This window comes from Acinetobacter sp. YH12098 (assembly GCF_013419235.1).
GTDB lineage: Bacteria > Pseudomonadota > Gammaproteobacteria > Pseudomonadales > Moraxellaceae > Acinetobacter > Acinetobacter amyesii.
The window spans coordinates 1-12,885 of the sequence record NZ_VPAO01000010.1; the positions used below are offsets into that span (position 1 = coordinate 1).

14 protein-coding genes are annotated in these 12,885 nt (G+C 40.1%); 3 read left to right on the top strand and 11 right to left on the bottom strand.

Going from position 1 to position 12,885, the window contains the following annotated elements; all coding sequences use genetic code 11:
* Positions 1-519: IS5 family transposase (locus tag FTU38_RS04140; protein WP_180110620.1), on the top strand; the 519-nt coding region annotated here is incomplete at its 5' end.
* A 268-nt stretch (positions 520-787) separates the two neighbouring features.
* On the opposite strand, the gene FTU38_RS04145 is transcribed toward FTU38_RS04140, so the two are convergent.
* Positions 788-1,177, bottom strand: a complete 390-nt coding sequence (locus tag FTU38_RS04145) for a hypothetical protein (protein ID WP_180110621.1) — start codon at positions 1,175-1,177, stop codon at positions 788-790.
* A gap of 132 nt (positions 1,178-1,309) precedes the next feature.
* Entirely contained in the window at positions 1,310-2,326 is a 1,017-nt protein-coding gene (gene tsaD / locus FTU38_RS04150; protein WP_180110622.1) for a tRNA (adenosine(37)-N6)-threonylcarbamoyltransferase complex transferase subunit TsaD, read from the bottom strand.
* 146 nt (positions 2,327-2,472) lie between these two features.
* Between tsaD and rpsU the strand changes: the two genes are divergently transcribed.
* Positions 2,473-2,688, top strand: a complete 216-nt coding sequence (gene rpsU / locus FTU38_RS04155) for a 30S ribosomal protein S21 (RefSeq protein WP_001136722.1) — start codon at positions 2,473-2,475, stop codon at positions 2,686-2,688.
* A gap of 43 nt (positions 2,689-2,731) precedes the next feature.
* Complete coding sequence (locus tag FTU38_RS04160; protein WP_078193617.1) at positions 2,732-3,178, top strand: GatB/YqeY domain-containing protein; 447 nt, start codon at positions 2,732-2,734, stop codon at positions 3,176-3,178.
* Positions 3,179-3,292: 114 nt separating this feature from the next.
* On the opposite strand, the gene FTU38_RS04165 is transcribed toward FTU38_RS04160, so the two are convergent.
* The 9 genes from FTU38_RS04165 to FTU38_RS04205 form a co-directional block, all read right to left on the bottom strand.
* Positions 3,293-3,850, bottom strand: coding sequence for a GNAT family N-acetyltransferase (locus FTU38_RS04165; RefSeq protein WP_180110623.1), 558 nt, complete (start codon positions 3,848-3,850; stop codon positions 3,293-3,295).
* Between the two features lie 46 nt (positions 3,851-3,896).
* A complete protein-coding gene (locus tag FTU38_RS04170) occupies positions 3,897-4,256 on the bottom strand; it encodes a hypothetical protein (protein WP_111885700.1) in 360 nt (119 codons plus the stop codon).
* Positions 4,257-4,377: 121 nt separating this feature from the next.
* Positions 4,378-5,817, bottom strand: coding sequence for a M48 family metalloprotease (locus FTU38_RS04175; RefSeq protein WP_180110624.1), 1,440 nt, complete (start codon positions 5,815-5,817; stop codon positions 4,378-4,380).
* A gap of 85 nt (positions 5,818-5,902) precedes the next feature.
* Positions 5,903-6,874, bottom strand: coding sequence for a D-glycerate dehydrogenase (locus FTU38_RS04180; RefSeq protein ID WP_180010335.1), 972 nt, complete (start codon positions 6,872-6,874; stop codon positions 5,903-5,905).
* 20 nt (positions 6,875-6,894) lie between these two features.
* The gene (locus FTU38_RS04185; protein ID WP_180007307.1) at positions 6,895-7,542 is read right to left on the bottom strand and encodes a hypothetical protein; all 648 of its coding nucleotides are present in this window, start codon (positions 7,540-7,542) and stop codon (positions 6,895-6,897) included.
* Between the two features lie 174 nt (positions 7,543-7,716).
* Positions 7,717-9,606 (bottom strand): M48 family metalloprotease, encoded by a 1,890-nt coding sequence (locus FTU38_RS04190; RefSeq protein ID WP_180007308.1) that lies wholly within the window; start codon positions 9,604-9,606, stop codon positions 7,717-7,719.
* Positions 9,607-9,697: 91 nt separating this feature from the next.
* Entirely contained in the window at positions 9,698-11,236 is a 1,539-nt protein-coding gene (gene purF / locus FTU38_RS04195; protein WP_078193623.1) for an amidophosphoribosyltransferase, read from the bottom strand.
* A 24-nt stretch (positions 11,237-11,260) separates the two neighbouring features.
* Complete coding sequence (locus FTU38_RS04200; RefSeq protein WP_078188866.1) at positions 11,261-11,848, bottom strand: CvpA family protein; 588 nt, start codon at positions 11,846-11,848, stop codon at positions 11,261-11,263.
* Between the two features lie 5 nt (positions 11,849-11,853).
* The gene (locus FTU38_RS04205) at positions 11,854-12,855 is read right to left on the bottom strand and encodes a quinone-dependent dihydroorotate dehydrogenase (RefSeq protein WP_078188867.1); all 1,002 of its coding nucleotides are present in this window, start codon (positions 12,853-12,855) and stop codon (positions 11,854-11,856) included.
* Positions 12,856-12,885: the final 30 nt, after the last annotated feature.

Below are 12,885 nucleotides of genomic sequence, written 5' to 3' on the forward strand. Positions count from 1 at the left end.
GGACCTGAATATCGTCGTCAATGGCGCAAGCTTCATATTGCTATAGATGCTGAAACCCTTCAAATACGTGCAGTACAGCTTACTACAAATAATGTGAGCGATTCGCAAGTACTCGATGATTTACTTTCTCAAATTCCCTTGGATGAACGAATTGATTCGGTCTATACTGATGGCGCATATGACACAAAGCTCTGCCGACAAGTCATTTCAGATCGAGATGCACATGCGGTGATTCCACCTAGAAAAAATGCGAAGCCATGGAAAGATAAAAAGACCAGCTCGCTAGAGCGAAATGAATTACTTCGTACTGTTAAACATCTAGGTAGGACGCTATGGAAAAAATGGTCAGGCTACCATCATCGAAGTTTGGTTGAAACCAAGATGCATTGCATCAAATTATTGGGCGATAAATTAACAGCAAGGAGTTTTCCTAGTCAGGTGAATGAGATTCATGCACGTGTAGCAGTTTTGAACAAATTCACAGAATTAGGTCGCCCTCATACCCAAGTTGTCACTTAAATTTGAGTTACTTAGGGAAACTCTATCTTTAAAGCCTTTATGCAACAAAGCCATCTGAAAATAGAAATTCTACAAAGTCAGTCAGACAATTTCAGCTAAAAGCAGCTATGTCATCATTGGCTGCTTTTAAGTTTATCGAACTATATTTTAACTTTTTTAGTGAATAAATCGCGTGACCACAATTCTGAACATTCATTATTTCGCTAAATTGAGTTGAGCGATTCACATATAAGGTTCTGATGCCTAATATTTTGAGTTTATAATTGCGCTATGCTTGTGAAAAACATATATCAATTACACTTATATTTTCCTTTAAATTAACTTTAATCATATTTGTATCTTCAAAAGTTGAATCAAAAATTTGCTTTTCATTTTTTAAGACTTTGAATTTCCCTATTGAGGTTGCTTCTGATACGTCATTTTTCAAGGCATCTATTTGAATTTGTTCTTCATTTTCAGATTTTGCTGATACAGTAAATTTCAATGCACTTGTTGGAATACCACGTAAATTAAAATGCTGATTTACAATTTCCTTTAACAATGTCTGACATTCAAAAGAGTTCTTAAAAGTACTCTTTAGCTCAGTTGCTGTTTCTTGTTTCGTACTACAAGCAGACAAAGAAATAACCATAAATCCTAGTGCTAATAATTTATTCATCTTTAATTTTTTTAGTTAAGTTGAAAACTTAGCATAACAAAAGACTCAGATAGATGAACATAACATTCACTATAATTTTTTTTCATTTCCCCAAAAAAAAGAGGCTAATTTAGCCTCCTTTTTAAACGATTTTCACGCTTCGTTTGGATTACTTAATTCCGTCATCGGCCAACGCGGTGTCGTCGTAACAGACAAACCATCATGTTGCCCTGCTTTTAAACGCTGATAACCAGCAAACGCAATCATTGCACCATTATCTGTACAAAGCGCAGGTTCTGCATAAAACACATTTGCACGGATTTTTGCCAAGTCAGCTTCTAAGCGCTCACGTAAACGTTTGTTCGCACTTACACCACCAGCAATGACTAAACGTTTTAAACCAGTTTGTTTTAAGGCCTTCACTGATTTTTTCACCAAAGTATCAACTAACGCTTCTTGGAAAGATGCAGCGATATCCGCCTCACGACCTTCGCCTTCAACTTTTTTCAATTGAACTGAAACGGCAGTTTTTAAACCACTAAATGAAAAATCTAAACCTTGGTGTAGCATTGGGCGTGGAAATTCAAAGGCATTGATGTCGCCATTCATCGCCAATTTCGAAATATTTGGACCACCTGGGTATGGTAGCCCCATCATTTTAGCGACTTTATCGAATGCCTCACCTGCTGCATCATCAATCGACTCACCCAATAATTCATATTGACCAATTCCATAAGCAGCCATCAATTGAGTATGTCCGCCAGAGACTAAAAGTGCCACAAATGGAAATTCTGGTGGAGTTTTAGACAACAAAGGCGCCAACATATGACCTTCCATATGATGTACACCAATTGCAGGTTTATTCAGTGCAAATGCCAACGTACGACCAAACAATGCGCCTGTCATTAATGCACCCATCAAGCCCGGCCCGCGAGTATATGCGATGGCATCAATTTCAGATTTATCCATCTGACTTTCTTCAAGCAATTGTTTTAATAACGGAATTAACTTACGCACATGGTCACGTGAAGCTAATTCAGGTACCACACCACCATATTCTGCATGCAGTTTGATTTGGCTATACAATACTTGTCCGCGTAATCCTTGCTCACTATCGTAGAGTGCGAGTCCTGTTTCATCACACGAAGTTTCCAAGCCTAAAACGATCATTAAACTGCCTTTTGCCCATTTCAAAATATTGCGAAACCTATTATAGACTTGTGATATGAGATGTAAATGAGTAAAATACTGACCTTCACTTGTGATCAAGGGTAATTCGACCCGAGATCTTATCCATAACTTAATGAGGATTCTTCATGCCACAAGTTAAATTGAAAGAAGGCGAACCAGTAGACGTAGCTATCCGTCGTTTCAAACGTTCATGCGAAAAAGCGGGTGTTCTTGCTGACGTTCGTAAACGTGAATTCTACGAAAAACCAACTCAAGAACGTAAACGTAAAAAAGCTGCTGCTGTTAAACGCTACCAAAAGAAATTGGCTCGCGAATCAGTACGTACTACTCGCCTTTACTAAGATTAATTTGTGATTGATTGATTGACTAACCTGGACAAGATAAATGACTACTTTAAAAAACCAAATAACTGAAGTTTTAAAAGCCGCTATGCGTGCTAAAGAAATGGACAAGTTAACGGTAATACGTAGTCTACAGGCAGCAATCAAGCAAATCGAAGTCGATGAGCGCATAGAGCTTGACGATAAGCAAGTTCTTGCGGTCATTGAAAAGCAAATCAAACAACGCAAAGAATCGGTTAAAGCCTTTTTAGGTGCAAATCGAGATGATTTAGCTAGTAAGGAACAAGCCGAGATTGAGGTGTTATCTCAATTTCTACCAGAAGCTATGACTGAGGAAGAACTTGATTCCATCATTGCGCAAACAATTACTGCGCAAGAAGCTACTAGCATGAAAGATATGGGTAAGGTGATGAACTCTCTACGTCCGCTCATAGCCGGACGTGCCGATCCTGCACAAGTTTCAGCTAAAATTAAAGCGAAACTCTCTTAATCTTTCATCTATATTGTTTGATTTGGTCTATTTAAGTACGCTGATGACTTAAATAGCCAAATTATCCAAATTCAAAAATAATTCAAATTCATTCATCATTTATAATTATCTTTCTTATTTAACGATTTCATACTTACAAATATCTCGCCAACTTCCGTCTACTGGATTTTGAATTGCAGCTTGTTCGATTTCAATCAATTTAAAATTTGCTCGTTCACATAGACGTCGCGCTCGCTTGTTTTCCACATCTACAAAAGCGTTTAATTGCTGAAATCCTAGACCATTTAATAATTGATCCACAAATAACTGCAAAGCTTCTGTCATCAAACCCTGCCCTTTAAATTCAACATTTCCCCAAAACCCAACGTTAGCTTGGTTTTCCATCCAATTGATTTGATGAATATCCATGACACCTAGAAAGTTATGCGACTGTTGCTCACGAATCACATAAACAAAATTTTCCTGATTTAACGCAGCCAACACTCTCGAATCACAAAATGCCAATGAAGCATCTAAATTAGGTTCTTGTAAGGACCAAGCCAAACTTGCAGGAAACATTCGTAAGGTCTCTATACTTTGACAGATCGCTTCATAAAGTGCTTTTGCATCGTGACGCTGAATCAACTGAAGCGTGATTCTGCCATGACTTATATCAAAATCATCGAATTTCATTTTTTTCAGTTTCTCGCAATGATTTAAAATGTTTGTAAAACCAATTTTAATTTAGGGCACACTGCACATTATATTTTTTTAATAATTGCATCTCTTTTGATGCGATCACCTGCTGAATCACATCCTGCTTATTCATATTACGGTACTCACGATCTAAAAATGCACGATTTTCGTCTGCAGCACGATAAAGATCATTCACATAAGTCTGAACAATACCGCAGTATTTCACTTGCTGGTCTGCTTTAAATCCCTGTTGCTGCGGGTCTAACTGACTAAAAAATTGGCGTACATCAGTTTTATATTTTTCGTTAATATCATTCACAGCAATCACATATTGTTCTGCGCTAGCTGCTGCAATATTCGTTGCTAAGCCCAACAGACAGGCCGCCAAAATCATATTTTTCATTTGTAAGTTCTTAATCATAAACTTTTTACATCCAGCTAGTTTACACTGATTAATCTAAGCCACTAAAACTACAATTTGCACTTTATAATCGACATAGATAAGTGCATCACAGTTGAAATCTTTATATTTTTAATTTCCGTTCATTTTGCATTTCGTCTACACGCTGCTTGATTTTTGCAGAAAGACTTTTCGAGTCTTTGGTGATGCGCTGCGCCTGTAGCAAAGATTTAATCGCACGTTCTTCATCCCCGCCCCAATACTCTACTTCAGCTCGATAGCGCAGCACATTAATAGAACGGAAGCTTGCGTCTTTGTCTGCATCAGCCATTTGCAACATCAGTCGCCAACCACTCAAGTCACGTGGGTTCGCTTGTAAAAATCGCTGTAGAATCAGTTGTGCTTGCGCATATTCTTTGTTTCGAATCAAAGCCTCTGCATATTTATAATTTAATGCACGATTTTCAGGCATGATGATTGCCGAACTTTTCACAGCGTTCACGGCATCGGCTGCTTTATTTTGGCCCAACAGCACATCGGTCTGCAAAATAGTAAAAAGTGCATGCGATGCATTTTGTTTTGCTGCTTCATTTAATAACTTTTGAGCAGCACTAAAGTCACCTTGTTTAATATGCAAGCTCACCAAAGCCAACTCAGCTGCATAATTCTTTTGTGCCACCATTGTATTTAATTGCAATTCAGTTGCCTGACCTGAGAGTACTCGACTATACCAGCGCAGAATTTCAAAATCTTGATCAACCAAACTAGTTTTAACTTGAGGCAACTGATTGGCACGTAAGCGCGCCTCGCTCATACGTTCCGTGGTTAAAGGATGTGTCAACCAAAAATCAGGCAGAAAGCTCACTCGACTCGTAGAGCGATGCATCACTTCAAAAAAGTCAGCCATGCTTTGCGGATTGTATCCTGCACGGTACATATACTGCATCCCGATGCGGTCTGCTTCACGTTCTTGATTGCGGCTATAGGTTAGCTGTTTATCCATCAAAGCGGCTTGTGAACCCATCATTACAGCCGCACCGACATCACCATCTGCCTGTGAGGCCACCAAGGCTCCGACCAAAATACCGGCTAGTGACAATAAACCTTGCCCTTTAAAAGCTTCTTGTGAACGACTGTAATGACGTTGTGAGACATGTGCAATTTCATGCGCCATCACCCCTGCCACTTCATCCATGTTGCGAGCTGAATTAATTAATCCAGCATTTAATGCAAATAAACCTCCCGGCACAGCAAAAGCGTTAATTTGTGGATCATTAATTAATAACAAACCGACCGGTTGGTTGAGTTGGGTTTGGCTCAAAATATGCGTAAAGACAGATAAAAGACGATCTTCCATCCACGGATTTTCAGTCACAGGAAGTTGACGATACACCTCACGATACACCTTCTCGCCAATGGCACGCTCTTTTTGTTGATCCAACAAGCCGACGCCACTACCTATTTCAGGCACAGAAAATTGTGGGGATGAACTAAAATCTACGGACTGCGTCTGCGCCAATGTCGAACAAAGCCCGAGACCACATGCCAGTAAAATCTTTTTCAAAGTCTATTCTCTAAATTTCATATTCGTACTTCATCGAATATAGCATTGAATTTTGGTGAATTATGGAGAAAACTGTTGTGATTGTTTATTCAAATTTTGGATTGACCACATAGCGCGGCGCGCGCTCATGTACCAAAACATCCACTAAATTTTGATAAGCCAACTCTGCCATACGTTTACGGGTTGCCGCTGTTGCTGAACCCACATGGGGCAATGTCACGACATTGGCTAATGTAAATAAAGGGGATTCTTGAAGTGGCTCTTGCTCATACACATCTAAGCCTGCTGCAAATATTTGACCACGACTTAATGCATCGATTAATGCGGCTTCATCAATCACTGAACCCCGTGAAATATTGACCAATACCGCATGTGATTGCATCAAGGCCAACTCACGCTCACCAATTAAAGCTTTCGATTCTGCATTTAAATCCACTGCAACGACCACAAAGTCAGCACGTTGCAACAAATCATCCAAATCGCAATATTGCGCTGATAAAGATTCAGCCAATTCAATTTTTTCCCGGCGATTATGATAGAGTACATTCATATTAAAGCCGTAGCGAGCACGACGCCCAATCGCTGCTCCAATATGTCCTAAGCCAATAATTCCGATGGTTTTAGCAAAGACATCCATGCCAAATTGCTCAGGGCCCACTGTACGCTTCCACTGCCCTTGTTTGGTCCATTGATCCAATACAGGCACTTTCCGTGCTGCACTCATCAGCAAGGTAAAGGCTAAATCTGCTGTAGTTTCCGTCAATACATGCGGAGTATGGCTCAACCATATATTTTTTTGGTTTAAAAATGTAAGATCATAGTTATCATAACCGACACTTACACTTGAGATGACTTTTAATTGTGATGCATGCTCTAAATTCGAAGCATTCAACAAACGTCCCGCACCGATCATGGCGTCAGCATCTTTTGAATGCTCAAGAATTTGCTGATTCACATCACCCAATTTAGGGCTAATTTGGAAAACTTTAAATTGCTGTTCTAAACGTTGAATTATTTCTTGATCTATTTGACTAAAAACCACTACTTTTTTTTGCATAAATTTTCCATTTACGTAATTTAAGTATTTTGTCCTGCCTTATTTTGCATAAATTGCCATAAGCGTTTTTTCAATAAAGGCTGTTCAATCATTTGCTGTAAAGATGCCAATGGATACACCTTCGCATGCTCTAAATGCGGAATATCGCCTAAGCAAATAACATTTTTATCCAAGCTCATCGCATCAATAAAGCCCTGCACATAAGATGCTGCACCACGACCATCTTGCAAATTCACCCAACCAAATGGCCACTGTAAAGCAAAGAAATCGGCACTGACTGCGCGCTGAATATTGCTCCACAAAACTTGCTGCTCTGCAGTTAATTCGGTGGCATCAATGACAATGACACAGTGCATTAAACAGATGGCTTCTAAGTTAAACGAAGGGATTTGAACAATCGGACGAACTTCAACATGTTCAAAAACCTTTGGTTCATCCTTAGGTGCTTCTACAGGTTGATTTACAACAACATCAACGTTGTTTTTAAGCTCAGTCTGTGATGAAACAGGCGTTGGCTGAGGCTCATTTTTGAGTAGAATTTCAGAGACTATTTCAGGAGCCGCCTGATCTCGCCAGATATTTGAGCTAAATTGCTGACACGGTGCCGCCTGAGGAATCCATACATCAATTCCCATTGCCGCCATTATGCTTCGCTGATGCCCAATCATGCTTTCATTTTCACCTATTCAAGGCTTGATATTCTAACGGGATTCACTCTGTTTTGCTGAACTTTTATAAATCAATTAGATCATACTATTTCTTTAAAGATTCTTTAGAATTGCTCAGACTAATTTTGACTTAAAATTAAACAATTTATTCATAAATCAAGCCGCTATAAATAATTATACGATCATCAAACTATTTTTCTTTTGCATTAGTTCAACTATCTCAGCTGATTCAAATCCAATACGCCAATATAATAGTTGCAAAACATCCAACTCATCTTGCGTGATAATTCGATCATTCCATAAACATATTTCAGCAACCCCAAGAATGCTTAACCGCTCACGCAGCAGCAGCCCAGAAATATCATTTAGGATTTCAGCCAAATCAATTGGCTCATCAGATATATCGCGATAGAACTCAAGTTCTTCTTTCGTTAAGATTCGATTGAGGATTTTTTCACGCACTTCGAGTTGGTTGTCACTGTTAATTTGTTGCACATGCAACAAGGCATCAATCAAACGCACAATACTCGGTTTTACATCTTCTAAAGACGTAGGTGTATGTGCAGGCAACAGATTCAACTCATATTTCACTGTTTCAAGTAGTAAGGCGTCGAGTAATCCAATTTCACCATCTTCTTGAATAATCTTGGCAAGCTTGGTTAAGAACTGCCGTGAAATTGTTGCAGGCATAGTGCCAATATTTTTACATGCCTCATGAAAAATGGAGATATGCACACGACCATCAAGATTCAATAAGGCATCTACAATCGCACGACTCACTTCAGCTTCAGTCGGAATAAACTCTCGATACTGACGAATCATTAAAATCGCAACCATCACCTCACGCGAACCCGTTGCTGTTTGCAAGGCACGTTGGATCAATTCAGGCCGCTGCCAATTTTCACGAATCTCAGGGTTCAACGGTTTAATTGCATCTCGTATCGCAAAACTAATCGGTGACAAGCGCAGTAAAGGTAATGGTTGTGGCGAGTTCCATGGTGTTGCAACATCTGGACTAGCTTCTTCTAGTGAACGGAATAAATAAAATAGCGGCTGGTTTCGCAGTTTTTTTAAATTTTCTAGTTGCAGGTCATGAATGAGCGCCGGATTTAATTCAAAAATACGCTGTTCAATACTTGGGTGAATATTCATCCAGTTTTGCGGACTGAGTGAGTTTGCAAAACACATATGAGAAATCGATTCCGCATATTCACTATGAATTTGCGAACCTGAATGATGCACATAAATCCTTAATAAGGTTTGAATATTGGCATCATTTTGAATCAGACGTTTGGTTTTCTGGTCATTACGATAGGTTCGAGAACCCAAAGAGATATATTTAATAAAGCGGGAAATCAAAACACCTAAGCTTCCGATCAACCAAATGACCGCGCCAATCGCTACAAAGAGGGTTTCAAACTTATTGTCCCGTGCTTGTCCATTTTTATAGAAGCCACGTTTTGCAATTTTACTGCCCCACTGACTAAAGGTCGTCAACCCGCTATATAAGATTTTCAAACGGGTATTTTCTGCAGCTTCGCCCGACAAGATTTTATTAAATTCATGGCTCAGCAAACCATACATTTCCATCTCATCTAAGGTTTGTAAGGCACCCCAAGTTAAAATGATCGATGTATCTCGAGGGCTAAAACCAGCGGTGAGCGCATTCACGCCCACTTCATCAGGTAGGACATAAAGTGCGGGAGTATCGATTAGAAAGGTATCTGCCAGCTGCTCAGTCATACGCAGTGCAACACTTTCTTCTGGAATACTTTCTATCAGACTCAGACGACGCGCACCTAACTGTTTGGCAAGTGAATAACCACCTAAGCGAAAGGTGTAAAAATCATAGAGAACTGAAACCAACATAATCAGCAGCACAGCCGCCACTAAAAATGGGCTAAGGACATGCCAATAGATAGACTGAGTGGAATCATAATAATCCACAATTAAACCGACAATTACATTAATAATTGCGACGGTCAAAAACACTGCCGCCATACACATGGTGACAGGCCAAAACATATTTTTGTTTTTTATAAAATCATAACCCACACGTCTCAATGTAATACCCTTAAGCTACATTGTCTTTTGTTTGCTCATCATAAATGAAAAAAGCGGGAAATTCCCGCTTTTTCAGTGTGTTTTCAGCAGATTATTCTTCGCGAACACCTGTTAAATCCACAGAAGCTGCATCAATATTGACATCAATATAAGCTGGCTTTTCATTTTTTGCAGAGTCATTACGCTTACGCTCTAATGCTGCCAAATATTCAGCATCAATACCGCCTGCCACATATTTACCATCAAATACCGAGCAATCAAAGTCTTGTAACTCAGGGACTTTCTTGGTGCGTACAGCAGATTTTAGATCTTCCAAGTCTTGGAAAATCAAGCGATCAGCACCAATAATTTCACGAATTTCTTCTACACTACGTTCAGACGCAATCAGTTCAGATTTGGCTGGCATATCGATACCGTACACGTTTGGATATTTCACCATCGGTGCAGCAGACGCAAAAAATACTTTTTTCGCACCCGCATCACGCGCCATTTGAATGATTTCGTTACAAGTCGTACCACGAACAATCGAGTCATCGACCAATAGTACGTTTTTGCCTTGGAACTCTAGCTCTACAGGGTTAAGCTTTTGACGCACAGATTTCTTACGAAGTTGCTGACCCGGCATAATGAAGGTACGACCGATATAACGGTTTTTCATAAAGCCTTCACGGAATTTCACACCTAAGGTATTTGCAAGCTCGAGCGCCGAAGTACGTGAAGTATCAGGAATTGGGATCACGACATCGATATCGTGCTCATCACCCCATTCACGCAGAATTTTCTGAGCAAGTTTTTCGCCCATTTTCAACCGTGCTTTGTAAACTGAAATACCGTCAATGGTTGCATCAGGACGCGCAAAATAAACGTATTCAAAGATACAAGGACGATATTCAGGGGCTACTGCACACTGCTTGGTCGACATCACGCCATCAGCAGTAATATAAATTGCTTCACCCGGTGCAATATCGCGCTCAACTTTAAAGCCAAGCGCTGTAATTGCGACAGATTCAGACGCAATGATATATTCCATACCATTTTCAGTTTCACGCGAACCGTAGATCAATGGACGAATACCATTTGGATCACGGAAACCTACAAGGCCCTGACCGGTGATCATAGCAACAACCGCATAACCACCTTTGCAACGTTCATGCACACGTGATACCACGTGGAATACATCTTCAGCACTTGGTGTAAGTTTTGCGCGTTTTTGCAATTCGTGAGCAAATACGTTTAATAATACTTCTGAGTCTGAATCGGTGTTCATATGACGTAAGTCAGTCTTGAACAAGTCATCATGAATTTCAGCAGCATTGGTTAAGTTACCATTATGTGCAAGCGTGATGCCATAAGGTGAGTTTACATAGAATGGCTGAGCTTCAGCACTGCTTGAAGAACCAGCAGTTGGGTAACGAACATGGCCAATACCATAATTACCCTGTAATGCACGCATATGACGTGTGTGGAACACATCACGCACCATACCCGTATCTTTACGCAGGAATAAACGACCATCCTGACAAGTTACGATCCCGGCTGCATCCTGTCCACGATGTTGTAACATCGTTAACGCATCAAACAACATTTGGTTAACAGGTGATTTACCAGCTATACCAACTACTCCACACATAGCAACCTCGCAGACAAGCTAGGGTTAATAAAAAGGATTATTTGTTGACTCACCCGATCCAGAACGTCCGTGCTTGTTCTGCGACTCAGATGGTAGGTCTGAAGATTTCTGAGCATCTTCAGACTGAATATGATGAAGTGCTTGATTTGCAGCATCTTTGGACAATTCAGTTGCCCAAGGCGCATATGGCAATAATGACTGAACCATTTTAGATTGTTTCCAATGTGGTGAACTTTCTACCCAAGGACCTAGCCCCTGCATAGTGATCAGCACCACCAACAATCCTTTTAAGCTTCCAAAAACACCACCTGCTAGTCGATTTAAAGGACCGAGTTTTAATGTTTTCAAAATACTGTTCAATAACCATGTAGCGACCCAAGTCATGACTACAATCAACAATACAATAAATGCGAACGCGGCAATCTTCTGTACCACTGGATCTGTACTTAAAGATGTCATCGAAGGTGCAAGGACGGTTGCATACTTTGCCGCAATGACAAGTGCAAGAATCCATCCAATGAAGTTCGCAAAGGCTTTTACAAATCCTTGACGCAAACCGTTAAGCCCTCCAATGAGCAAAATAATCAGTATAAAGATATCAATGGTATTCATGATATTTACAATGCGTCTACGCAGTCTTTTACAAGTGTCGGACCTGTATATATGAGGCCACTATACACTTGTACAAGGCTTGCTCCTGCTTTTTGTTTCGCAACAGCATCCGCGCCCGACAAAATACCACCTACACCGATCAATGGAATTTGACCGTTTAATACTTTAGCAAAAGCCGCCAAACATGCCGTACTTTTTTCAAAGACTGGCGCACCGGATAGACCACCTGCTTCATCACCAAATGGAAGGCCTTCAACACCTTCACGTGACAAAGTCGTATTGGTGACAATCAGACCATCAATTTTAAATTTTAACAATTGTTGTGCAATAAAATTAATGTCTTCAGGTTCTAGATCTGGTGCAACTTTAAGTACTAAGGGTACATAATGTTGATTTTCATCCGCCAACTCGAGTTGACGTTTCTTGAGTGTCTCTAACAGTTCAGTCAAAGCATCACCGCTTTGTAAGCTGCGAAGATTTTTTGTGTTAGGAGATGAAATATTAACCGTAATATAAGAAGCGTAGTTATAAACTTTTTCTAGACAAATCAGATAATCGTCAACTGCTTTTTCAACAGGTGTGACTGCATTTTTACCGATATTGATCCCAAGTACACCCTTAAATTTTGCAGCTTTGACATTTTCGATCAACTGATCCACGCCATCGTTGTTAAAACCCATACGGTTAATAATGGCTTTTGCTTTCGGTAAACGAAATAAACGAGGTTCAGGGTTACCTGATTGTGGAAGGGGTGTAATTGTACCAATTTCAATAAAGCCGAAGCCCTGGCTCGCCAGCGCATCGATATAAGCACCGTTTTTATCAAGACCGGCTGCTAAACCAACGGGATTCGGAAATTCGATTCCCATACATGTCACTGGTTTAGACGCCACGTTTTGACGCATCATTCCCATCTTGTGAGAAGATTTCAACAGCGATAATGTCAGCTCATGTGCACGCTCTGGTGCTAAAGTAAACAACAAAGGGCGGGCTAGAGAATACAACATATCTATAAAAGTCTACTGCTTTTTAAGTCG

Coding starts and splice junctions, on each gene's coding strand:
- FTU38_RS04145 (WP_180110621.1), bottom strand. CDS start 1,177: ATGAATAAATTATTAGCACTAGGATTTATGGTTATTTCTTTGTCTGCT.
- tsaD (WP_180110622.1), bottom strand. CDS start 2,326: ATGATCGTTTTAGGCTTGGAAACTTCGTGTGATGAAACAGGACTCGCA.
- rpsU (WP_001136722.1), top strand. CDS start 2,473: ATGCCACAAGTTAAATTGAAAGAAGGCGAACCAGTAGACGTAGCTATC.
- FTU38_RS04160 (WP_078193617.1), top strand. CDS start 2,732: ATGACTACTTTAAAAAACCAAATAACTGAAGTTTTAAAAGCCGCTATG.
- FTU38_RS04165 (WP_180110623.1), bottom strand. CDS start 3,850: ATGAAATTCGATGATTTTGATATAAGTCATGGCAGAATCACGCTTCAG.
- FTU38_RS04170 (WP_111885700.1), bottom strand. CDS start 4,256: ATGAAAAATATGATTTTGGCGGCCTGTCTGTTGGGCTTAGCAACGAAT.
- FTU38_RS04180 (WP_180010335.1), bottom strand. CDS start 6,874: ATGCAAAAAAAAGTAGTGGTTTTTAGTCAAATAGATCAAGAAATAATT.
- FTU38_RS04185 (WP_180007307.1), bottom strand. CDS start 7,542: ATGATTGGGCATCAGCGAAGCATAATGGCGGCAATGGGAATTGATGTA.
- purF (WP_078193623.1), bottom strand. CDS start 11,236: ATGTGTGGAGTAGTTGGTATAGCTGGTAAATCACCTGTTAACCAAATG.
- FTU38_RS04200 (WP_078188866.1), bottom strand. CDS start 11,848: ATGAATACCATTGATATCTTTATACTGATTATTTTGCTCATTGGAGGG.
- FTU38_RS04205 (WP_078188867.1), bottom strand. CDS start 12,855: ATGTTGTATTCTCTAGCCCGCCCTTTGTTGTTTACTTTAGCACCAGAG.